Below are 21844 nucleotides of genomic sequence, written 5' to 3'. Positions count from 1 at the left end.
ACACGCTTTGATCGGTGTCAGGATCGCAGCGTGGACACCCCCCGTGTGTTCACAAGCCTGTCACTGGCGTGCTGTGCGGCCCCCCGAATTACCAGGCGCGGCGGGGACGGGGCTGTCCCCTCGTGGGTCGGTGCGCGAAGGTCGCGGGACTTGGTGTCAGTCATTCGCCCAGGGGCGAGTCATCGCTGGGACGTACGGGCGATCCGCTCGTCGTACCGGCTTGACGGCGCACGGTGCTGATTCTCATCGCACTCCGAGTCCTCCGTCCGGCCGTGGAATTCGTGAAGAAGTCGTGACCCGAGTGGGAGGCGTTCGCCGAGGAGCTATGAAGGGGGCCCCAGCGAGGACCTACATCCCGTGCGTCTCATTGGTTCTCCACGGTCGTCAAGCTGACCGGATTCAGACCCGCGAGCCCATGCCCCCCAGTACAAGAGGATCGAGCTGTTTACCCGTGTCGGTGCGCTGGTAAGCGAAGTAGGTCAGGATTAGCTGTTGCTGGCCAGAAGGTTGCTGACGCTCCTCATCTGAGTAAGGTTCTCGTGCCCTCTATGGCCCCTGTTCGGCCAACCGGGCTGAAAAGGCCCGACGGTATGCAGATGGTGTGAGCCCGGTTTGGCCGGCGAGGCGGGTGCGGAGGTTAGCGGTCGACCCGAGGCCACTTCGGTGCGCGATCTGATCGACGGCCAGGTCGGTTTGTTCGAGAAGCCGGCGGGCGTGCTCGACACGCACACTCGTCAACCATTGGATCGGTGTGCTGCCGAGCTCGTTCCGGAAGCGTCGGTGCAGGGAAGCCGGGCTCATGGCTGCCCGTGAGGCGATGTCCGCGACCGAGATGGGCTCTGTCGCGTGCTGCTCTGCCCAGGCGAGAGCCGCGGCGAGTGGACTTTCGGTCTCCTTGGGGATGGGGCGTTCGATGAACTGCCTTTGCCCGCCAGGGCGATGTCCGGGAAAGACCAGACGCCGCGCCACGGCCGTGCCAATCTCGGCTCCGTGGTCGCGGCGTACGACATGTAGTGCGAGGTCGAGGGCAGCGGCGCTGCCGGCCGAGGTGAGGATGTCGCCATCATCGACGAAGAGGACGTTATCGTCGACGTGCACGCGTGGATATCGGGCTCGGAACTCCTCGGCCCATTGCCAGTGCACCGTGACGCGACGCCCATCCAGGACAGCTGCTTCGGCCAGGGTGAACGCCCCGCTGCACATGCCGATCATTCGTGCGCCGCGGTCGTGGGCCTGCGCGATCGCGTCGAGTACGTCGGGGTGGTGGGGCGTGGCGGTGTCGGGTCGGTTGGGGACGATCACCGTGTCTGCGCGTTGGAGAGCGGAAAGTGTGGCGATTCCGGTCATGGCGAAGAAGCCTTGCCTCATCGGCACCGTCGGCTGTCGGGCGCACATCTGAAGGTCGTAGAGCAGTCCACCTACCTCGGGTCTGTCGATTCCGAGGACCTCGGTCAGACAAGCGAGTTCGAACGGGTTCGAGCCTTCGTCGACCAGAGCGGCAACGACGTGCAGTTGCGAGGAAACTTGCGACATATGTCATTCCTCGCACTGTTGGGCAAGAAGTGCAAGGCCTCAAGATCGGAGCATGACGAACCCGAGTACAAACATCGACACCGTTCTGGCATCCTTCGAGGATCGCTGGAGCCCACGGATCCTCACCCGAGTCAACGATTACGACGTCCGCCTGGCCAAGGTCGAGGGCACCTTCGTCTGGCACTCCCACCCAGACACCGACGAGCTGTTCATCGTTCTCGACGGCAGTCTCGATATCCACCTTCGGCAGTCAGGGACCGAGAGCGTCGTGCACCTGGGGCGCCATGACGTCTTCGTCGTCCCGCGCGGAATCGAGCACTGCCCGGAGTCCTCGGATGGCGCGGCGGTGATGCTGCTCGAACCAACCGGAACACTCAGCACGGGCGACTACGAGGGAGACATCCCGGACCACATCACCTCGACAGCCGGGCTCCCCGCGTAACCCACGGCAAGAGCCGATGTCAGGAAAGACATCGTGACCCACGCGAACGCGCCCGTCTCGGTCGAGGGGCGTCGTCGTCTCATTTCCCGATGTCGCACTCGTCCTATTGCGCCCACGTTGCCGCGGAGATGGGAATTTCCAGGGCGACAGCGTCGAAGCCCGCACATGCGAGGTTCAGCTTCCGCGTTGTGTCGGCTGGACTTCTCTCTGCGCAAAAGTGAGACCACTCGGGGTGTCAGGTGTGCCGGAAGTCGGGCTTGCGCTTGTTGGTGAACGCTGCCATTCCTTCCTTCTGGTCGTGGGTGGCAAACGTGGAGTGGAACAGCCGCCGCTCGAACAGGAGGCCCTCGGAGAGGCTGGTTTCGAAGGCCCGATTCACGGCTTCTTTGGCCATCATCGATGCGGGTTTGGACGTCGACGCGACCTTCGATGCCGTCGTGACTCCTTCCTCGGGCAGCGCGTCCGCGGGGACTATCCGCGACACCAGCCCGGCGCGCTCGGCTTCGTCGGCGTCCATCATCCGGCCGGTCAGGATCAGATCCATTGCTTTGGCCTTGCCGATGGCGCGGGTGAGTCGTTGGGATCCGCCCATGCCGGGGATGACACCGAGGGTGATCTCCGGCTGGCCGAACTTGGCGTTGTCGGCCGCGATCAGCACGTCGCAGATCATCGCCAGTTCGCATCCGCCGCCAAGGGCGTAGCCGGCCACGGCCGCGATCAACGGAGTGCGTACCCGCGAAAGCGTGTCCCAGCCGGCGAACCAGTCCTCGGCGAAGACGTCACTGAAGCTCCGTGGTGCCATCTCTTTGATGTCCGCCCCGGCCGCGAAGGCTTTCGCCGAGCCGGTGAGGATGATCGCGCCGACATTCGGGTCGCGGTCCAGTTCGGCCGCCGTCGTGGTGATCTCACGCATGGCTTGCAGGTTCAGGGCGTTGAGTGCTGTGGGCCGGTCGAGCGTGATCCGGGCGACCCGGTCGGCCGGGTGATCGACGAGGATGGTGCCGGTCATATTCGCCTCCGTGGGCAGAAGTACGTGTGTGGTCATGCGGTGCCGTCGCCGGTGAGGCTGGTGATGATGGCGGAGAAGTCGCGGCCGGGCCCGTCCTGGGCGACGAACTCGCTGTACAGCTCCTCGGCGTGCTTCCCGAGTTCGGTGCGCACTCCCTCGGCCCGCGCTGCTGCCTGGGCAAGGTGGAGGTCCTTGAGCATCAGGCCGCTGGCGAACCCGCCCGCGTACTCCCGGTTGGCAGGGCTGCCTGGCACCGGCCCCGGTACCGGGCAGTTGGTGGTGAGCGCCCAGCACTGCCCTGATGCCGTCGAAGCGACATCGAACAGTGCCTGGTCGGTCAGGCCGAGCCGCCGTCCAAGGACGAACGCCTCACTGACCGCGATCATCGAGACACCGAGAATCATGTTGTTGCAGATCTTCGCCGCCTGTCCGGCGCCCGTCTCACCACAGTGGACGACCTTCTTGCCCATGTTCTTCAGATATGGCTCAGCGGCGATGAACGCCTCCGAGGGGCCGCCCGCCATGAAGGTGAGCGTGGCGGCGGTAGCTCCGACGACGCCGCCCGACACCGGTGCGTCAAGGGCGAGGTGTCCTCGTGCGGCGGCGAGGCCCGCGGCGGCGTGTGCGTCGGCGACTTCGATGGTCGAACAGTCGAGAAACAGCGTGCCCGGCTCCGTGGCGGGGACGATCTCTCGGTAGCACTCCAGCACGTGCTGCCCGCTGGGCAGCATGGTGATCACGACGTCAGCTCCCGCGATGGCCGTGACCGCGGAGTCCGCGACGGAAACGCCATGACCTGCCGCCGTGACGCGGGCTTCGGAGACCGGATCGTAGCCGGTCACCTTCTGCCCGGCTTTGACGAGGTTGGCGGCCATCGGTCCGCCCATGTTCCCGAGTCCCAGAAAGGCAATGCTCATCGGGTCACTCCTGTCCATTCGTCCGGTCCCAGATCCGCGAAGTAGGCATCGACCAGGTTGTCGTCGACCTCCGGCAGGGTCGCCGGGGACCATCGAGGTGATCGGTCTTTGTCGACGATCTGTGCGCGGATTCCCTCGGTGAACTCCGGGGAAGCGAACGCGTGGCGCGAGATCCGGTACTCCTGGGCGAGCACCGTCTCCAGGTCCGGCAGCGTCGCCGCCGTGCGAAGCGCCCGCAGCGCGACCTTCAGCGCGGTGGGCGATTTGCCCTCGATCGTCTTGGCCGCCGCGACGGCCGTCTCCCCGCCGTCGCGCAACCGGTCGAGGATCTCTTCGACGCTGTCGGCGGTGTAGCAGTGGTCGATCCACGTGCTTTCGCCCGCGAGCGGACTTGGCGGTGGCGGATCGGCGACCATCGCGATAGCCGCGACTGGCGTGTTCGCGGCCAGCGCGTCGAACAGGTCGGGTAGCCGGTCGGCCGGGACGTAGTGGTCGGCCAGTCCACAGTGGATGGCGTCGGCACCGGAGAGCTGTGTGGCGGTCAGCGCGGCGTGCGTACCCAGCTCGCCTGGCGTGCGCGAGAGGAGGTAGGTGCCGCCAACATCGGGCACGAACCCGATCCCGACCTCGGGCATGGCGATGCGCGACCGGTCGGTGACAACGCGGTGGCTACCGTGCGCGGATACTCCGACCCCGCCGCCCATGACCAGCCCGTCCATGATCGCCAGGTACGGCTTCGGGTAGGCGGCGATGGTGGCGTTCATCCGGTACTCGTCGGCCCAGAACTCCAATGTGGCCGTGCCGCCGGAGCGGGCATCGTCGTAGATGGACCGGATGTCGCCGCCGGCACACAGGCCACGGTCTCCGGCGCCGTCGACGGCGACCGCGCGCACGGCGGGGTCCTCGCGCCAGCGGTGGAGGTGACTGGTGATGGCGCTGACCATGTTGTGGGTCAGGGCGTTGAGGGCACGGGGCCGGTTGAGCGTGATCCGGCCGATCCCACTGTGGACGAGGAATTCGACGTCGCTCACGATGCCTCCTCTACCTTGCGGGACACCCGCACCCGGTCGGCCTCGTGAACAGTGCTTCGCGAGTGTATTTTCACGACGCCTCCTTCAGCATGCGGCGAGAGATGATCACCCGCATGATCTCGTTGGTACCTTCGAGGATCTGGTGCACCCGCAGGTCGCGGACGATCTTCTCCAGTCCGTATTCGGCCAGGTAGCCGTAGCCGCCGTGCATCTGCAATGCCTGATTGGCGATCTCGAACCCGACATCGGTGCAGAACCGCTTGGCCATGGCCGAAAGCTGGGTGATGTTGGGGTCGCCGCGATCGAGCGCGTCGGCGGCGCGCCAGAGCAGCGTGTGGGCGGCTTCGAGCTCGGTGCGCATGTCGGCCAGCCGGAACCGCAGGGCCGGTGCCTCCGAGAGGCGGGCACCGAACGCCGATCGTCCCGACAAGTACTGGATAGCTTTGGCCAGCGCAGTTTCTGCTCCGCCGAGCGAGCAGGCGGCGATATTGAGCCTTCCACCGTCCAAAGCCGACATCGCCACCTTGAAACCACCGCCTTCTTCGCCGAGCAATGCCGACGCCGGGACACGTGCCCCTTCGAAGATGACCTGCCGGGTGGGCTGGGCGTTCCAGCCCATCTTGGCCTCGTTCGGCCCGAAGGACATACCGGGTGTGTTGCGCTCGACGACGAACGCGGAGATCCCACCCGCTCCGGGGCCTCCGGTGCGGGCGAGCACGACGTAGACGTCGGAGGTGCCCGCGCCGGAAATGAACTGCTTGACTCCGTCGAGGACATAGTGTTCGCCGTCCCACCGGGCGCGGGCCGAGAGCGCGGCGGCGTCTGATCCCGCGTCGGGTTCGGTGAGACAGTAGCTGCCAAAAGATTCCATTGTGGACATCTTGGGAAGGTGCCGGTGGCGTTGGGCCTCGTTGCCGAACCGGTCGATCATCGTCGTGACCATGCTGTGGATGGAAACGTAGGCCGCGATCGAGGGACAGCCCGTGGCGAGGGCTTCGAAGACGAGTACCCCGTCGAGCCGTCCGAGCCCAGACCCGCCGACGTCTTCCGGCAGATAGATCCCGCCGAGGCCGAGCTGTGCCGCTTTGCGCAGGACATCGACCGGGAAATGCTTGGCCTGGTCCCATTCGACCGCGTGCGGCGCGAGGTGCTCGGCCGCGAAGTCCGCGGCCGTGTCCCGTAGCGCGCGTTGCTCATCGGTGAGTCTCATGGCGCCTCAGTTCATCGTGGGGATGACGAAGGAAGCGTCTTCCTTGATGCCCGACGGCCACCGCGAGGTAACGGTCTTCGTCTTGGTGTAGAAGCGGATCGAGTCGGGCCCGTGCTGATTGAGGTCACCGAAACCGGAGCGCTTCCAGCCGCCGAAGGTGTGGTAAGCGATCGGCACCGGGATGGGCACGTTGACCCCGACCATGCCGGTGTTCACCCGGGAGGTGAAGTCGCGGGCGGTGTCTCCGTCGCGGGTGAAGATCGCGACGCCGTTGCCGTACTCATGCTCACTCGGCAACCGCAGCGCCTCCTCATAGTCCGCGGCGCGCACGACCGAGAGGACTGGGCCGAAGATCTCCTCGCGATATATCCGCATTTCCGGGGTGACCCGGTCGAAAAGGCAGCCGCCGAGGAAGAAACCATTCTCGTGACCGGGCACCGTGAGGTCGCGACCGTCGACGACCAGTTCGGCGCCCTCGGTAAGCCCACTGTCGATGTAGTCGCGGACCCGTTGGACGGCTTGGGCGGTGACCAATGGACCGAAGTCGGCGGTCTCGTCGTGCGCGGCACCGACCTTCAAGGTCTTCACGCGTTCCGCCAGCTGGTCAACCAGCGCGTCCGCGGTGGCCTCGCCGACCGGGACGGCGACGGAGATGGCCATGCAGCGTTCGCCTGCCGACCCGTATCCCGCGCCGATCAGCGCGTCCACCACCTGGTTCAAATCCGCGTCGGGCATCACGATCATGTGGTTCTTCGCGCCGCCGAAGCACTGTGCCCGCTTCCCGTGCTGGGCCGCTGTCGTGTAGATGTACTCCGCGATCGACGAGGAGCCGACGAACCCGACCGCCTCGACCCGAGGGTCGGTGAGTAGCGCGTCGACAGCTTCCTTGTCACCGTTGACGACCTGGAACACGCCTGGCGGTAGGCCAGCCTCGATGAACATTTCCGCCAGCCGAAGAGGGACCGAAGGGTCGCGTTCGGAGGGCTTGAGAACGAACGCGTTGCCGCAAGCGATCGCGGGCGCCGCCTTCCACAGCGGGATCATCGCGGGGAAGTTGAACGGCGTGATCCCGGCGACGACCCCCAGCGGCTGGTGCATCGAGTAGACGTCGATGCCGGTGCCGGCGGAGTCGGTGAACTCGCCCTTGAGCAGGTGCGGGATGCCGGTCGCGAACTCGACGACTTCCAACCCGCGCTGGATGTCGCCACGCGCGTCGGCGATCGTCTTGCCATGCTCGGAGGACAGCAGCCTGGCTAGACCGTCCTCTTCGGACCGCGCAAGGTCGAGGAACTTCATCAGCACCCGAGCGCGACGCTGTGGGTTCCAGCGAGCCCATTCGAGTTGGGCCTCGGCGGCGGTGGTGACGGCGTTCGCGACCTCGTCGGCGGATGCGAGCGGCGCCCTGGCTTGGACGGCGCCGCTGCTGGGGTCGAAGACGTCGGCGAAGCGGCCCGAGGTGCCGGGAACCGGCTTGCCGTCGATGAAGTGCTGGAGGTCGGTAACCATGAGTCGCCTTTCGCGAGAGCGCAGGATGGAGTCCTCGGCACACGGCCGTGGCCGGGTTGCCGGGCAGGTTGAACTACCGCCGGATGGGCGGTAGGTCGGCGTCTTTCGCGCAGGCAGGAAGAATCCGCATGCGTTCAGCTCCATCCTCGTGGACGAACACGAACATCCGCGGCCGGTATCCTGGCTCCCGGATCCACGGCGCCCCGACCTTCCCGGCTTGCGCCAGTGGTCATCTCACCTGGGGCGTCGCTCCCCGGTCACAGTGGCGGGACCGCGCCGGATTCACACCGGCTTCCCTGCACCGCAGACCTGAGGACACCATATAGTAGGAAGTCCTACTATGTCGACCGTGTCCGTGATCTCACCAGGATGGGCCGAAGTGAGTGTGCTCAGGTCAGCGGTGGGTAGGGGAGCAGGCTGCTGGTGTGTTCGTCGACGCGTAGCGTCTTCCCGATCGCGGGAAATGCCCGCTGTGGGCAGGACGGCCGTTCACACACCTTGCAGCCCATCCCGATCGGGGTAACCGCCGCGTCGGCGCCCAGCGCGAGACCGTCGGAATAGACGAGCCGCCGCGCATGGCGCAGTTCGCAGCCCAGGCCGATCGCGAACGTCTTGCCAGGGTCGCCATGCCCGCCCACGGTGCGGGTCACCGTGCGGGCCAGCCAGAAGTACTTCTTGCCGTCCGGCAGTTCGGCGACCTGCGTGACAATCCTCCCCGGTGAACCGAACGCCTCGTATACTATCCACAGTGGACAAGAGCCGCCGACGCGAGAAAAGTGGAACCCGGTCGCGGACTGGCGTTTCGAGATGTTGCCGGCCCGGTCGACCCGGATGAACGAGAATGGCACGCCGCGGGTTCCACGTCGCTGCAACGTCGACAGCCGGTGACAGATCGTCTCGAACCCGACTCCGAAATGGTCGGACAGGCGGGTGATGTCGTAGCGATAGCGCTCTGCCGCGCCGAGAAAGACCCGGTAAGGCAACACGAGCGCACCCGCGAAATAGTTGGCCAGACCGATCCGGGCCAGTCGGCGTGCGGTATCGCCGCTGAAGGTTCCGTCGTCGACTAGCCGGTCGATGGTCTCGCCCGCCTCAAGTAAGGCCAGTTCGGAGGCAAGCCGGAATGCCGCTTGGCCGGGACGTAGAGCAGGGGAGAGGTGCAGTACTCGCGCGGCGGCGTCGAACCGGTGCTGGTCGGAGCCGATCGGCGCGGTGACGACCTCGACTCCGTGCCTGTCCCGCAAGCCGGCCGCGAGCCCCGCGCGCACTTCGCCGGGGATCAGGCGCAGCTCGGTGGCCAGCCTCTCGGCGGGTTCGTCCAGTTCGGCGACGTGGTTGCGGCGCAGGTAGAACCAGTCGCGGATCTCCTCGTGGGGCTGCTGGGCCGTGGTGCGGTCGAGTCCCTGCTCGGATACCAGTGTCGCGATGTTCTCCACCGCTTCGCGGTAGCGCCGGTGCAGTGAGACCAAAGTCCGCGCGACGTCGGGCAACTGGGTGGTCAGCTCGTCCACCTGGCCGGGGGAGATCGCGCCGCCCACAGTGCCGTCGGCGAAGACCTCCCTGACGTCGGCGACCAGCCTGGCGATGTCCTGCGCCGCGAAGAACTCCGTGTCCACCCCGAAGTGTTCGGTGAGCCGGAGCAGGACGGGCAGCGTGAGCGGACGGCCGTTGTGCTCCAACTGGTTGACGTAACTCGGCGAGATTCCCAGTAGTCGCGCCAGCTCGGACTGGGTCATCGACCGGTCCTCGCGCAGCTGGCGAAGCCGAGCACCCGCATACGTCTTCTCCACCCGAGTGACTGTAACAACGTTTACAAGATAGTCGCGAACTTTCACAAGATGTGACAACTGTCAGCTATCGACCGGCTCATCCTCCGATGCCAGGCTGAAGCCAGAACGACACAAGGTTCACAGGAGGCTGGCATGAGCACCGAGATCGCCCGTGTCGCTGTCGTCGGCAGCGGTCAGCTGGGCGCGTCAAGACCGAGCTGTTCGGTTCGCCAAGCCTTGTCCGCCGTCCGCCGCTCTACGGCGGGTTCGCAAAAGTGCTGTATGTCCGGCCGCGGGTTCTACGTCCACGAGGGAACGTGATGATCGACCACACCGTCCGCACATATCCGTCCGCCGAACCGCTGCCGCGCGAGCGGCAACTGGCTTGGAAGCTCGCCGCGGTGGCCACCGACCCGGTGCCGGTCACCCCGGAGGTCACCGAGATGGTGGTCAACCGGCTGATCGACAACGCGGCCGTCGCCGCGGCGTCGCTGTCGCGACGGCCTGTGCGGGCGGCTCGCGACCAGGCGCTTGCCCATCCGGCGACGCCAGGGGCGAGCGTGTTCGGCATCCCCGGCCTGTTCTCCCCGGAGTGGGCGGCCTGGGCCAACGGCGTCGCCGTGCGCGAACTGGACTACCACGACACATTCTTGGCCGAGGACTACTCCCACCCGGGCGACAACATCCCGCCGATCCTGGCCGTGGCTCAGCACACCGGCCGCACCGGGGCCGATCTGATTCGCGGCATTGCGGCCGGTTATGAGCTACAGGTCGATCTGGTCCGCGGGATCTGCCTGCACGAGCACAAGATCGACCACATCGCCCACCTCGGCCCGTCCGTCGCCGGCGGCCTGGGTGCTTTGCTGGGCCTGGATACCGGCACGGTGTACCAGGCCATCGGGCAGGCGTTGCACACCACGACCACGACCCGGCAGTCCCGCAAGGGCGAGATCTCGTCATGGAAGGCGTACGCGCCCGCGTTCGCGGGCAAGACGGCGATCGAGGCCGTCGACAGGGCGATGCGCGGGGAAGGCGCGCCCAGCCCGATCTACGAAGGTGAGGACGGTTTCATCGCCTGGCTGCTGGGCGGCCCGAAGACCGAGTACACCGTGCCACTGCCCGCGCCAGGCGAGCCCAAACTGTCCATTCTGGACACCTACACCAAGGAACATTCGGCGGAATACCAGAGCCAGGCTCTGATCGACCTCGCCCGGCGGCTCGGCCCGCGCGTCGGCGAGTTCGGCAAGGTCGAGAAGATCGTGATCCACACCAGCCACCACACGCACTACGTGATCGGCTCCGGCGCGGGCGACCCGCAGAAGTACGATCCGCATGCCAGTCGTGAGACCCTGGATCACTCGATTCCCTACATCTTCGCGGTCGCGTTGCAGGACGGGGCCTGGCACCACGAAGGTTCTTACGCGCCCGGTCGCGCGGCTCGCCCGGACACCGTCGAGCTGTGGCAGAAGATCTCCACGGTCGAGGATCCAGAGTGGACCCGGCGCTACCACGCCCCGGACCCGGCGTTCGGCGGCCGTGTGGAAATCATCCTCGCCGACGGGACGACGTTGACCGATGAGATCGCCGTCGCAGACGCCCATCCGGCTGGAGCACGCCCGTTCGCGCGCGAGCAGTACATCGCGAAGTTCCGCACGCTCGCTGACGGTGTGATCGAGGAAGCTGACCAGAACCGATTCCTGGAGACCGTCAGCCGGCTTGCCGAGTTGAACGTCGCCGAGGTCCGCGGCCTTACGCTACCGGCCGCCGTCGAGACCACTCCCGCGACGAAGGGGATCTTCTGATGCTGCATGCCACGGTTACCGCTTCCCAGAAGCGCATCGCGTTCCGCGCGGGGTTGAGCTCCGGTTCCCTGCAACGCGCGCCAGGGGCCTTCAACCCCTTGAGCGCCAAGCTGATCGAGCAGCAGGGGTTCGAAGGCGTTTACGTCTCCGGTGCGGTGCTTTCGGCCGAACTGGGGCTGCCCGACATCGGCCTGACCACGATCACCGAGGTCGCGGGCCGGTCCCAGCAGATCGCCCGCGTGACCGCCCTGCCCGCCCTTGTCGACGCCGACACCGGCTTCGGTGAGCCGATGAACGCCGCCCGCACCGTGCAACTGCTCGAAGACGCAGGGGTTGCCGGGCTGCACCTTGAGGACCAGGTCAACCCGAAGCGCTGCGGCCACCTCGACGGCAAGGACGTCGTCGAGCGCGACGTCGCCGTCCGGCGGATCAAGGCGGCGGTCGCGGCGCGGCGGGACCCGGACTTCGTCATCGCCGCCCGCACGGACGCCGCCGGGGTGCACGGGCTCGACGACGCGATCGACCGCGCCAAAGCCTACGTCGACGCCGGAGCCGATCTCATCTTCCCTGAGGCCATGCGCACGCCGTCGGACTTCGAGCGGATCAGGGCCGCCGTCGACGTTCCGATCCTGGCGAACATGACCGAGTTCGGGAAAAGCGAGCTGATCGACGCGAGAACGCTGGATTCTCTCGGCGTCAACCTCGTGATCTACCCCGTCACTGGACTGCGTCTCGCGATGAAAGCGGTCGAAGACGGGTTGCGGGTCATCGCCGATGACGGAACCCAGGAGAGCCTTCTCGACCGGATGCAGCATCGGCGAGACCTCTACGAACTGCTCGACTATTCCGACTACAACGAATTCGACGAGAACATTTTCAATTTCCGCGTCTGAATTTCTCGCAGACGCCCATAATTCCGACAAGGGGACAACTATGTCCGCACCCGCTATCCACAAAGGACTCGCCGGCGTCGTCGTCGACACGACCGAGGTGTCGATGGTCAACCCGGACACGAACTCGCTGACCTACCGCGGCTACCCGGTCCAAGACCTCGCCGCGCACTGTAGCTTCGAAGAGGTCGCCTACCTGCTCTGGCACGGCGAACTGCCAACGCCGACCGAGCTGGTGGCGCAGACCGACACCGAGCGGGCCCAGCGCGGCCTGCCTGCCGACCTGGTCATGACGCTGCTCGCGCTGCCCGAGTCCGCGCATCCGATGGACACCCTGCGCACCGCCGTGAGCATCCTCGGCGCGAACGACCCCGCGGAGGACGACAACTCACCGGAGGCTAACCACGCCAAGGCGGTCCGCCTGTTCGCGGCACTGCCGTCGGTGGTAGCGCTCACCCAGCGCCGTCGGCACGGCCTGTTGCCGCTGCCGCCGCGTGATGATCTCGGATATGCCGAGAACTTCCTGTACATGACGCTCGGCCGGGTTCCGGACCCGGTGATCGTCCGGGCCTTCGAGACGTCGCTGACGCTGTACGCCGAGCACAGTTTCAACGCATCGACGTTCACTTCCAGGGTCGTGACCTCGACGCTGTCCGACCTCTACAGTGCGGTGACGGCGGCGGTCGGCGCGCTCAAAGGGTCGCTGCACGGCGGAGCGAACGAGGCCGTGATGGCCACGTTCGAGGAGATCGGCTCCGCTGAGAACGCGGAAGCCTGGCTGACGAAGGCTCTTGCCGAGAAGCGCAAGATCATGGGTTTCGGGCACCGGGTCTACAAGAAGGGCGATTCGCGCGTCCCGACCATGCGCCAGGCTCTCCAGGAAGTCGCGGAGCTGCGCGATGGGCACGAACTGCTCGACCGGTATGAAGCGCTGGCTCATGCGATGTACGCGGCCAAGCGTCTGCACCCGAATCTCGACTACCCGGCCGGCCCGGCCTACCACCTGATGGGATTCGACACCCCGGTCTTCACGCCGATCTTCGTGGCCGCCCGCATCACCGGGTGGACCGCCCACATCAACGAGCAGCTCGCGTCCAACAGTCTGATCCGCCCGTCGAGTAGCTACAGCGGCAAGCCGCAGCGTCCGATCACTCGATCCTGATGCCCACAGGGTGGAACAGGCTTGAGGAAAGCCAGGCGCGAGCCGCTACAGTGGCAGGGCAGCTGGTTCGGCCGCCGCACGCAGCACCGCGGCGGCCGAGGCAAGAGGGAACCCGGTGCGAATCCGGGACTGCCCCGCAGCGGTGAGTGGGAACGACCGCCGTCGGTCTCCGCGGAGACAGCACTGAGCCCACCGGCTTGGGAAGCGACGGCCAGTAGGAACCCGGCGCACGCCGGAACGTCCACGAGTCCGAAGACCTGCCCGCTGCGCACCCCGCGACCGCGGGGTGCAGGCCGAGACCTCGCGGGTGGGTCATCGCCGAATCGTGACCGGATGCCGGTCGCGGTTCGTCGCGCGCTCCCGCGCGGTCCACACGGACTCGCGAAGGAGAGCCCCCGTGCCCCAGACAACCCCGACCAGCCGCGCCACCGTGCACGGCTACCCCCGCCAGGGTGCCCAGCGGCAGCTGAAGAAGGCGATCGAGTCCTATTGGGCAGGCCGTGTCGACGCCGATTCCTTGCTCACTACCGGCAAGGAGCTGCGGCGACACAACCTGCGGGAGCTGCGGGACGCCGGCATCGAGGAAATTCCGGGCAACTACTTCTCTTTCTACGACCATGTGCTGGACACCGCGTGGTTGCTCGGCGCCATTCCCGAGCGGCACCTCGCCGCCGTCCCGGACATCGCGAGCCCGGCAGGCAAGCTTGACCGTTACTTCGCGATGGCGCGTGGTACCGCGGACGCGCCGCCGCTGGAAATGACGAAGTGGTTCGACACGAATTACCACTACCTCGTCCCCGAACTCGGCCCGGACACCCGCTTCGCCCTTGACGCGAGCAAGCCCCTCGAAGAGTTCACCGAAGCGCTGGAACAGGGCGTGACGACCCGGCCGGTGCTCGTCGGCCCGATCACCTTCCTGCTGCTTGCCAAGGATCCGGCCGGTACCGATGGATTCCGGCCCCTGGATTTGCTCGACAAGGTCGTGCCGCTCTACACCGACCTGCTGCGGCAGCTGCACGAAGCCGGTGCGGAGTGGGTCCAGCTCGACGAGCCCGCACTCGTCACCGACCAGCCCGCCGAGGTGCTCGACAAGGTCGCCGACACCTACGCCACGCTCGCCGCCGAGACCGCGCGCCCGAAGATCCTCGTCGCCTCCTATTTCGACCGGCTCGGTGACGCGCTGCCGGTGCTGGCCTCGTCCCCGGTCGAGGGCCTGGCCCTGGACTTCACCAACGCCGCCTCGGCCAACCTCGACGCTCTCGCCGCCGTGGGCGGAATCCCGGACAAGCGCCTGGTCGCGGGCGTCGTCAACGGACGCAATATCTGGGCCGCGGACCTGGCCGCAGCTCTGAGCACCCTGGGCACGCTGCTCGGGCTGGCCGGTTCCGTCGACGTTTCCGCTTCTTGCTCACTGCTGCACGTGCCGCTGGACGTCACCCTCGAAACCGACCTCGACCCCGAGGTCGCCGGCTGGCTGTCGTTCGCCCGCCAGAAGCTCGACGAAATCGTCACACTGCGACGTGGCCTCACCGAAGGGCGCGGCGCGATCGGCAACGTTCTCCACATCAACGAGAGCCGTCTCGCCTCCCGAGCTTCGTCGCCCATCGTGCGAGTACCCGCCGTCCGGGACCGCGTTGCCGCGGTCACCGACGCCGACCTGCATCGCACCAGCCAGTACGGCAAGCGTCGTCAGGCTCAGCAGGGCCGGCTCCACCTGCCCGAGCTGCCGACGACCACCATTGGCTCGTTCCCGCAGACGACCGACCTGCGCAAGGCGCGCGCGGCGTTGCGTAAGGGCGAGCTCGACCAGGCCGCCTACCAAGACGCGATGCGCGCGGAGGTCCGCGCGGTCATCGCCGAGCAGGAGCGGATCGGTTTGGACGTGCTTGTGCACGGCGAGCCGGAACGCAACGACATGGTCCAGTACTTCGGTGAGCAGCTCACCGGGTTCCTGGCGACCCAGCACGGCTGGGTCCAGTCCTACGGCACCCGCTACGTCCGTCCGCCGCTCATCGCCGGCGACGTATCCCGCCCCACGCCGATGACCGTCGAATGGGCCACCTACGCCCAAAGCCTGACCGAACGGCCGGTCAAGGGCATGCTGACCGGCCCGGTCACCATGCTCGCCTGGTCGTTCGTCCGCGACGACCAGCCCGAAGGCGACACCGCCCGCCAGGTTGCGCTCGCCTTGCGGGACGAAGTCCTCGACCTGGAGGCCGCGGGGATCGCGATCATCCAGGTGGACGAGCCCGCGCTGCGGGAAACCCTGCCGCTGCGTACGACCGACCGCGCCGCGTATCTGGATTGGGCCGTTGCCTCGTTCCAGTTGTCCACCGCGGGCGTGCGGGACGACACCCAGATCCACACGCACATGTGCTACGCCGAGTTCGGCGATGTTCTACAGGCCATCATCGACATGGACGCCGACGTGATCAGTCTGGAAGCTGCCCGGTCGAACATGGCCATCGTGGCCGACCTCGCCCTCGCCGGGTATCCGAACGAGGCCGGCCCCGGCGTGTGGGACATTCACTCCCCGCGCGTGCCCTCCGTCGAGGAGGTCGTCGGTCACCTGCGCACCGCTGTCGGGGCATTCCCGGCCGATCGGCTGTGGGTCAACCCCGACTGCGGACTCAAGACCCGCGGCTATCCCGAGGTGCGCGCCACCCTGACCAACCTGGTCGAGGCCACCGGACAGGTGAGGGCGCGTCCGTGACGAGTGGGCAACTGTCCCCGCGGCGGGCGGTCACCCCGCCCGCCGCGGTTCCCGCGCGCCGGGCGGCTCGCCTTGGAACGGTTCGGGAACGCCTGAGCGCTGGGGCCCCGGTGCTTTCGCTGGAGTTCATGCCTCCGCGCCCGACCGACGACGCCGACCGCATCTGGCGAAACGTCCGCACGCTGGAGTCGTTGCGACCGGGCTTCGTGTCCGTCACCTATGGCGCGGGCGGGTCGACCCGGGACAACACGATCGCCGTCGCGGCGCGGATCGCCAGGGAAACCACGATGCTGCCGGTGGTCCACCTGACCGCGGTCGATCATTCGATCCGGGAGCTCCGGTCATTCATCGGCGCGCTGGCCGACGCCGGAGTCGTCAACGTGCTGGCACTGCGCGGAGATCCGCCCGGCGACGTCACGGGAAAGTGGGTTCGGCACCCGGAAGGGCTGGAGTACGCGAGCGAACTCGTGACGCTGTTGCGCCAGCATGGTGACTTCTGCGTGGGCGTGGCGGCGTTTCCGCACCGGCATCCGCGTTCGGCGAGTATCGAGGACGACACCGCGCACTTCGTGGCGAAGTGCCAGGCAGGCGCGGACTACGCCATCACCCAGATGATCTTCGACGTCGACGACTATCTGCGGCTGCGGGACCGGGTGGTGGCGGCGGGCTGCGACACACCGATCATCCCCGCACTGATGCCGGTCACCACGATGCGAACCATCGCCCGCTCGGAGCAGTTGTCAGGTGCGCCGTTTCCGCCGCGCCTGGCGAAACGGTTCGCCGCCGTCGCCGACGATTCCTCGGCGGTCAGGGCTCTCGGCATCGAGCAGGCGACCGTACTGGCGCGGCGGCTTCTTGCCGAGGGCGTACCTGGTCTGCACTTCATCACGTTCAATTTCGCCCGAGCCACAACGGAGATCGTCGCCGAACTCAAGATCCCTGCGTAATGCCTCCGAAACCGCGGCGGATTCATGTCGACGGCCATGAACTGGTCGTGCTCACCCGCGCCGCCTACGAGAATCTGGAGGGCCAGCGCCGCCGAGTGGGCGCGCAAGGTGCCCGGCTTCACGCGCTGCGCACTGAGCTCGACCAGTTCGCGGTGTTCGTGGACCGGCTTGAACGGGCCGCGGCCGCCCTTCCTGAATGCTCGCCAGGGCTGTGCGCCGCCTGCGCCCGGGCCGGTGGCGAGTGCGCGCGAAAAACACTGATAACCGCATTGGCGGAACGTCCGAAGAAGGCAAGAGGCCGGTGACCGTGACCATCGACCAGACAACCCTGTCCGCATACGCGGCCCAGTCCGCGGTCGTCAGACCGGACGTCGGCCGCCTGAAGGTGATGGGCGTCCTGAACGCCACTCCGGACTCGTTCTGGTCCGGCAGCAGATACGAAGCCACCGCACAGGCGATTGCCGTCGGCGAGGAAATGTTCGCCGAGGGCGCCTGGGCAGTCGATGTCGGCGGGGAATCCACCCGGTCCGGAGCCAGCCCGGTGTCGGCTGAAGAGGAACTGGACCGCGTCAGCCCGATCATCTCCGCGCTGGCGAAGCGAGGCCGGGTATCGGTCGACACCCGGCACGCGGAAGTCGCCGAGGCAGCGGTGCGGCTCGGCGCGTCGGTCGTCAACGACGTTTCCGGTGCCCTGCATGAGGTCGCCGGTCGTCTCGGCGTCGGCTACGTCGGCATGCACTCGACGGCTGTCCCGGTGCGGCCCGGAACGCAGCCGGGCTACGACGACGTCGTCACCGAGGTGAGCAACCATCTGCTGGACATCGCCGCCGCCGCGCTCTCGGCCGGAACGACCGAGTTGTGGATCGACCCGGGGATCGGCTTCGGCAAAGGCACCGAGGACAACCTGCACCTGCTGCGTCGCCTGCCCGAGCTGTGCGGCCTGGGCATCCCGGTCCTGCTCGGCGTCAGCCGCAAGTCCTTCATCGGCGCGGTCACCGGCCGAGGTGTCGCCGACCGGCTGCCGGCTTCCCTGGCCGTGGTCGCCCCGGCGTGGGCGGCCGGCGTCGATGTCATCCGGGTGCACGACGTCGCGCAAACCATCGACACCATCGCGATGCTGGACACGATCTGGGGCCGGCAGTGAAAGCATCGAGCCGGTGTTCGCAAGGTCCGCCCACGGTCACTACAGGGGCGTTGAACCTTGATCGCGTCCGAACTACCGTGGAAAGCGAGCCGGATGACTACTGATTCTCGCCGCATCCTCGTCATCGGGATCGGCGCCGGTGACCCCGACCACCTGACGCTCGCGGCGGTCAAAGCCATGCGGCGCAGCGATGTCTTCTTCTTCGTCGGAAAGGGAACGGAGAAGGCATCGCTGATCGACCTGCGCCGATACCTCCTCGACGAACATGTTCCGAACCCATGTCGCGTCGTCGAAGTCGACGACCCCCGGCGTGATCGAGTTCGGCGCCAGGACACCGCCACGTACCTGGCCGCGGTCGCCGACTGGCGCGGCCGGCGCGCGGAGGTCTATGAGCTCCTGATCCGGGACGAGTTGTCTCCCGGTGACACCGGCGCGTTTCTCGTGTGGGGTGACCCCGGGCTCTACGACGGCACCCTCGGCATCCTGGCCGACGTCCAGCAGCGCAGCGGGATGGCCATTGACGTGGACGTGATTCCTGGAATCAGCAGTGCCTCCGCGCTCGCGGCCCGGCACGGCATCACACTGAACCGCGTCGGCGGTCCAGTCCACTTCACGCCCGGCCGCCGATTGACCGAAATCTGTCCCAATGACGGCGGTGATGTCGTTGTGCTGCTCGATGCGGACGACGCGTTCACCCGGATCCACGGCGATGGCGTGTGGATCTATTGGGGCGCCTATCTTGGAACACCCCACGAACTTCTCGTCTCCGGTGCCCTAGACGAGGTCGCCGACCGCATTCGCCGCCTGCGTGCGGAGGCCCGCGCCCGCCATGGCTGGATCATGGACACCTATCTGTTGCGAATCACTGCACCGCATGCTGACCAGCGGTAGCGGCGCACCGCGGAGGCCGCCGGCGGCTTTCAGTCCACGAGCCGTGTGATGGGTCCGCGGCTCGCGCGTGGTTGTGGCCGTGGCAGCACCAGCGGTGTTCCGGTGAGCGGATCGGCCATGACGAGGGCGTCGACGGCGAAGACCGAAGCTACGAGGTCTTCGGTGAGGACATCGCCGGGAGCGCCTTCGGCGACGATGCGGCCGTCCAGCATCGCGATCAGGTGATGCGCGTAGCGCGCGGCGAGTTCCAGGTCGTGCAGCACCATCACGATGGTCCTGCCCTGTTCGTCGTTGATGGTTCGCAGTAGTTCCAGCACGTCGAGTTGGTGGGCGAGATCGAGGAAGGTCGTGGGCTCGTCGAGCAGCATCGTGTTCGGGCCCTGCGCCAGCACCAGCGCGATCCAGGCACGTTGCCGTTGCCCTCCGGAGAGTTCGGCGACCGGGCGTTCGGCGAGCTCGGCCAGCCCGGTGGCCTCAAGTGCGGTGGCGACCGCTGCCTCGTCGTCGGCCGACCACTGCCGGAACCAGCGTTGGTGCGGATGGCGCCCGCGTCCGACGAGATCGGCGACGGTGATCCCGTCCGGTGCGGCAGGCTGCTGCGGCAGCACACCGAGCCTGCGGGCGAGCTCCACGGCGGGCAGCGCGGTGAGTTCGTCCCCATCGAGCGACACTCGCCCCGGTCGCGGGCGCAGCAGACCGGCGAGCCCGCGCAGCAGCGTGGATTTCCCGCACCCGTTCGGTCCGACGATCACGGTCGTCCGGCCGCTCGGGATCGTGACGGATTCGCCGTCGACGACCATCCGGGTCGCGCCGTAGCCGAGGTGAAGGTTGTGGCCTGAGAGGGTCATCCACTCGTTCCGATCCGGTTGGCTCGTATCAAAAGTCCGATGAGCACGGGCGCCCCGACGAGCGCGGTCAGCACGCCGACCGGCAGCTCGCGAGGCACGAACGCGGTGCGGGCGACGAGGTCGGCCGTCACCACCAGCAACGCCCCGGTGCCCGCTGCCGTCAGCAGGCTGGGAGTGCGTTCGGCCAGGATTCGTCGCACGATCTGCGGTGCGACCAGCGCGACGAATCCGACGGGGCCGGCCGACGCGGTCGCCAGCGCCGACAGACCGACCGCCGAGGCGAGCATCGCCGCGCGGTGGCGGCCGATCCGTGGCGAGAGGACATGGGCCAGGTCGTCACCGAGTTCCAGCACCCGCAGCTGTCGAGTCGAGGCGAGAACGACCGGCAGCAGCAGGCCGAGCCCGACAGCCACGGGCACGACGTCAGGCCAGGACCGACCGGACAGACTTCCGACCATCCACTCCGCGGCGGAGTAGGCGGCGTTGATGTCGGCCCGGCTGAGGAGAAAAGTCGCGGCCGACCCGAACATCGCGGCGACGCCGATTCCGACGAGTACCAGTCGATAGCCGGAGAACCCGCGACGCCAGGCGATGGTGTACACCCCCGCGGCCGCTACGGTCGCTCCGGCGAGCGCGCCCGCGGTCACCCATGCCGAGGCCGCGCCGACCACGACGATCATCACCACCGCGCCGGCGGAGGCTCCGGCGTTGATGCCGATGACATCGGGGCTCACCAACGGGTTGCGGGCGAGCCGTTGCAGTACCGCCCCCGCGGCACCGAACGCGGCGCCCACCAACACTCCGCTGAGCGCTCGGGGTAGCCGCTCGTTCACCACGATCTCGTAGGTGATCAGGTTTCCGTTGCCCGCGAGGGTGTCGAGCACCGCGCGCGGCGGCAGCGGATACTGCCCGATCATGATCGCCGCGAAGCCCAGTGCCGCGGCGGCCAGCCATACCACCGCGCCCAAAACCAGCCCACGCACGTCCAGCTGGGCCGACAGCGGTCCGTGGCGCAGAACGAGCCGCCGCTTCACAGCTCGGCCACCTTCCGCGTGCGGACCAGGTACAGGAACGCGGGGCCGCCGAGCACAGCGGCGGTGACTCCGATCTGGACCTCCTCGGGGGCGATCACCACTCGGCCGGCGACGTCTGCCAACAGCACCAGAGCGGCTGACAGCAGTGCTGACAGCGGCAGAACCCAGCGGTGTGCGGTACCGGCGAGCGCCCGTGCCGCATGAGGTGCCACCAGTCCGACGAAGGCCACGGGCCCTGCTATCGCGGTGGCTGTTCCGGCGAGTATGACCACGGCGACCAGCCCGACACCGCGGGTCACTCCGGGCCGGGCACCGAGGCCGCGGGCGGTGTCCTCCCCGAGCGCGACCGCGTCGAGCCGCCGCACCAGCAGGACGGCGATGAGCATCCCCGCCACCGCGAACGGCACCGCCTGCCCAACCGTGATCAGGTCGGCACGGGCCAACGACCCGATGATCCAGTACCGGTACCGGGCGAACAGGTCCCGGTCGAGCAGTATGAATGCGGATGTCATCGCGGTGAGTAACGCGGAGACGGCGGCCCCGGCGAGCGCGAGTTTCACCGGCGTGGCCCCATCCCGTCCGGTCCCGCCGATCGCGTAGACCGCCAGCGCGGCGAGCGCGCCACCCAGAAATCCGAACCACACGTATCCGGTCAGGGCCCCGATTCCCGGCATCGCGAGTATCGCGATCATCGCCGCCGCCGCGCCCGCGTTCACCCCGAGTGTGTCCGGTCCGGCCAACGGGTTGCGGGTGATGCCCTGTGCCACGGCACCGGACAGTCCGAGGCAGGCTCCCGCCACCAGGCCGGCGACGGTGCGGGGCAGCCGGACATGTCGGACCACGATGTCGGACCGGTCGCCCGAGAAGCGCAGTAGCCCGTGCGAAAGTTCCGCCCACGACAGCGGTCGTGCGCCGACCTTCATCGACAGCACCACAGCGAGCACTACCAACACGGCGGCACTAGGTATCGCCCACGGTGCCGTGGCGCGGGACCGC

Annotated in this window: 19 protein-coding genes, 1 pseudogene and 2 riboswitches; of the genes and pseudogenes, 10 read left to right on the top strand and 10 right to left on the bottom strand. The window is 67.5% G+C overall.

All coding sequences use genetic code 11. The features are described 5' to 3' along the window. Positions 1–546: 546 nt before the first annotated feature. Complete coding sequence (locus BAY61_RS18730; protein ID WP_091808954.1) at positions 547–1533, bottom strand: GlxA family transcriptional regulator; 987 nt, start codon at positions 1531–1533, stop codon at positions 547–549. A 52-nt stretch (positions 1534–1585) separates the two neighbouring features. Between BAY61_RS18730 and BAY61_RS18725 the strand changes: the two genes are divergently transcribed. Continuing rightward, entirely contained in the window at positions 1586–1975 is a 390-nt protein-coding gene (locus BAY61_RS18725; RefSeq protein ID WP_091808953.1) for a cupin domain-containing protein, read from the top strand. A gap of 33 nt (positions 1976–2008) precedes the next feature. Continuing rightward, positions 2009–2133: pseudogene (locus BAY61_RS33000) on the top strand (IS481 family transposase); the annotation flags it as partial. A 77-nt stretch (positions 2134–2210) separates the two neighbouring features. Here BAY61_RS33000 and BAY61_RS18720 read toward each other — a convergent pair. The 6 genes from BAY61_RS18720 to BAY61_RS18695 form a co-directional block, all read right to left on the bottom strand. After that, positions 2211–2984 carry an enoyl-CoA hydratase gene (locus BAY61_RS18720; protein WP_091808951.1) on the bottom strand — a complete coding sequence of 258 codons (774 nt, stop codon included), beginning with the start codon at positions 2982–2984 and terminating at the stop codon, positions 2211–2213. A gap of 32 nt (positions 2985–3016) precedes the next feature. After that, the gene (mmsB, locus tag BAY61_RS18715; RefSeq protein WP_091808949.1) at positions 3017–3901 is read right to left on the bottom strand and encodes a 3-hydroxyisobutyrate dehydrogenase; all 885 of its coding nucleotides are present in this window, start codon (positions 3899–3901) and stop codon (positions 3017–3019) included. Further along, on the bottom strand, positions 3898–4932 hold the full coding sequence (locus BAY61_RS18710; RefSeq protein ID WP_091808948.1) for an enoyl-CoA hydratase/isomerase family protein: 1035 nt from the start codon (positions 4930–4932) through the stop codon (positions 3898–3900). The genes mmsB and BAY61_RS18710 overlap by 4 nt, the downstream gene beginning before the upstream one ends. A gap of 70 nt (positions 4933–5002) precedes the next feature. Continuing rightward, complete coding sequence (locus BAY61_RS18705; RefSeq protein WP_091808946.1) at positions 5003–6142, bottom strand: acyl-CoA dehydrogenase family protein; 1140 nt, start codon at positions 6140–6142, stop codon at positions 5003–5005. A 6-nt stretch (positions 6143–6148) separates the two neighbouring features. Then, entirely contained in the window at positions 6149–7648 is a 1500-nt protein-coding gene (locus BAY61_RS18700; protein WP_091808945.1) for a CoA-acylating methylmalonate-semialdehyde dehydrogenase, read from the bottom strand. A gap of 153 nt (positions 7649–7801) precedes the next feature. After that, positions 7802–7986: riboswitch (cobalamin riboswitch) on the bottom strand. A 51-nt stretch (positions 7987–8037) separates the two neighbouring features. Beyond that, positions 8038–9438, bottom strand: a complete 1401-nt coding sequence (locus tag BAY61_RS18695; protein ID WP_091808943.1) for a short-chain fatty acyl-CoA regulator family protein — start codon at positions 9436–9438, stop codon at positions 8038–8040. A gap of 299 nt (positions 9439–9737) precedes the next feature. Here BAY61_RS18695 and BAY61_RS18690 point away from each other — a divergent pair, with 299 nt between their 5' ends. The 8 genes from BAY61_RS18690 to cobF all read left to right on the top strand — a co-directional run bounded on the left by BAY61_RS18690 (position 9738) and on the right by cobF (position 18966). Continuing rightward, complete coding sequence (locus BAY61_RS18690) at positions 9738–11219, top strand: MmgE/PrpD family protein (RefSeq protein ID WP_091808941.1); 1482 nt, start codon at positions 9738–9740, stop codon at positions 11217–11219. Beyond that, positions 11219–12112: a methylisocitrate lyase gene (gene prpB, locus BAY61_RS18685; protein ID WP_091808940.1), complete on the top strand. Its 894-nt coding sequence runs from the start codon at positions 11219–11221 to the stop codon at positions 12110–12112. Before BAY61_RS18690 ends, prpB begins: the two co-directional genes overlap by 1 nt. A gap of 40 nt (positions 12113–12152) precedes the next feature. Then, positions 12153–13271 carry a bifunctional 2-methylcitrate synthase/citrate synthase gene (locus BAY61_RS18680; protein ID WP_091808938.1) on the top strand — a complete coding sequence of 373 codons (1119 nt, stop codon included), beginning with the start codon at positions 12153–12155 and terminating at the stop codon, positions 13269–13271. Between the two features lie 46 nt (positions 13272–13317). Then, positions 13318–13550, top strand: a riboswitch (cobalamin riboswitch). 118 nt (positions 13551–13668) lie between these two features. Next, entirely contained in the window at positions 13669–15984 is a 2316-nt protein-coding gene (gene metE, locus BAY61_RS18675; RefSeq protein ID WP_091808936.1) for a 5-methyltetrahydropteroyltriglutamate--homocysteine S-methyltransferase, read from the top strand. A gap of 92 nt (positions 15985–16076) precedes the next feature. After that, on the top strand, positions 16077–16931 hold the full coding sequence (locus tag BAY61_RS18670; RefSeq protein ID WP_091809043.1) for a methylenetetrahydrofolate reductase: 855 nt from the start codon (positions 16077–16079) through the stop codon (positions 16929–16931). 47 nt (positions 16932–16978) lie between these two features. Beyond that, complete coding sequence (locus BAY61_RS18665; protein ID WP_143021433.1) at positions 16979–17236, top strand: hypothetical protein; 258 nt, start codon at positions 16979–16981, stop codon at positions 17234–17236. Beyond that, positions 17233–18075 carry a dihydropteroate synthase gene (gene folP, locus BAY61_RS18660; protein ID WP_245865223.1) on the top strand — a complete coding sequence of 281 codons (843 nt, stop codon included), beginning with the start codon at positions 17233–17235 and terminating at the stop codon, positions 18073–18075. Before BAY61_RS18665 ends, folP begins: the two co-directional genes overlap by 4 nt. Positions 18076–18168: 93 nt before the next feature. Continuing rightward, the gene (cobF, locus tag BAY61_RS18655; RefSeq protein WP_091808931.1) at positions 18169–18966 is read left to right on the top strand and encodes a precorrin-6A synthase (deacetylating); all 798 of its coding nucleotides are present in this window, start codon (positions 18169–18171) and stop codon (positions 18964–18966) included. Between the two features lie 29 nt (positions 18967–18995). Here the strand turns inward: cobF and BAY61_RS18650 are convergent, their stop codons facing one another. Genes BAY61_RS18650 through BAY61_RS18640 form a run of 3 tightly spaced genes read right to left on the bottom strand, consistent with a single transcriptional unit; the run spans position 18996 to position 21801 of the window. Next, on the bottom strand, positions 18996–19814 hold the full coding sequence (locus BAY61_RS18650) for an ABC transporter ATP-binding protein (RefSeq protein ID WP_091808929.1): 819 nt from the start codon (positions 19812–19814) through the stop codon (positions 18996–18998). Continuing rightward, entirely contained in the window at positions 19811–20848 is a 1038-nt protein-coding gene (locus tag BAY61_RS18645) for a FecCD family ABC transporter permease (RefSeq protein ID WP_091808927.1), read from the bottom strand. Before BAY61_RS18645 ends, BAY61_RS18650 begins: the two co-directional genes overlap by 4 nt. Further along, a complete protein-coding gene (locus BAY61_RS18640; RefSeq protein ID WP_245865222.1) occupies positions 20845–21801 on the bottom strand; it encodes a FecCD family ABC transporter permease in 957 nt (318 codons plus the stop codon). The genes BAY61_RS18645 and BAY61_RS18640 overlap by 4 nt, the downstream gene beginning before the upstream one ends. Positions 21802–21844 lie beyond the last annotated feature (43 nt).

The sequence above is a fragment of the Prauserella marina genome, from assembly GCF_002240355.1.
In the GTDB taxonomy this organism is placed as follows: Bacteria; Actinomycetota; Actinomycetes; order Mycobacteriales; family Pseudonocardiaceae; genus Prauserella_A; species Prauserella_A marina.
This window is presented reverse-complemented; position numbering and strand designations above follow the sequence as displayed.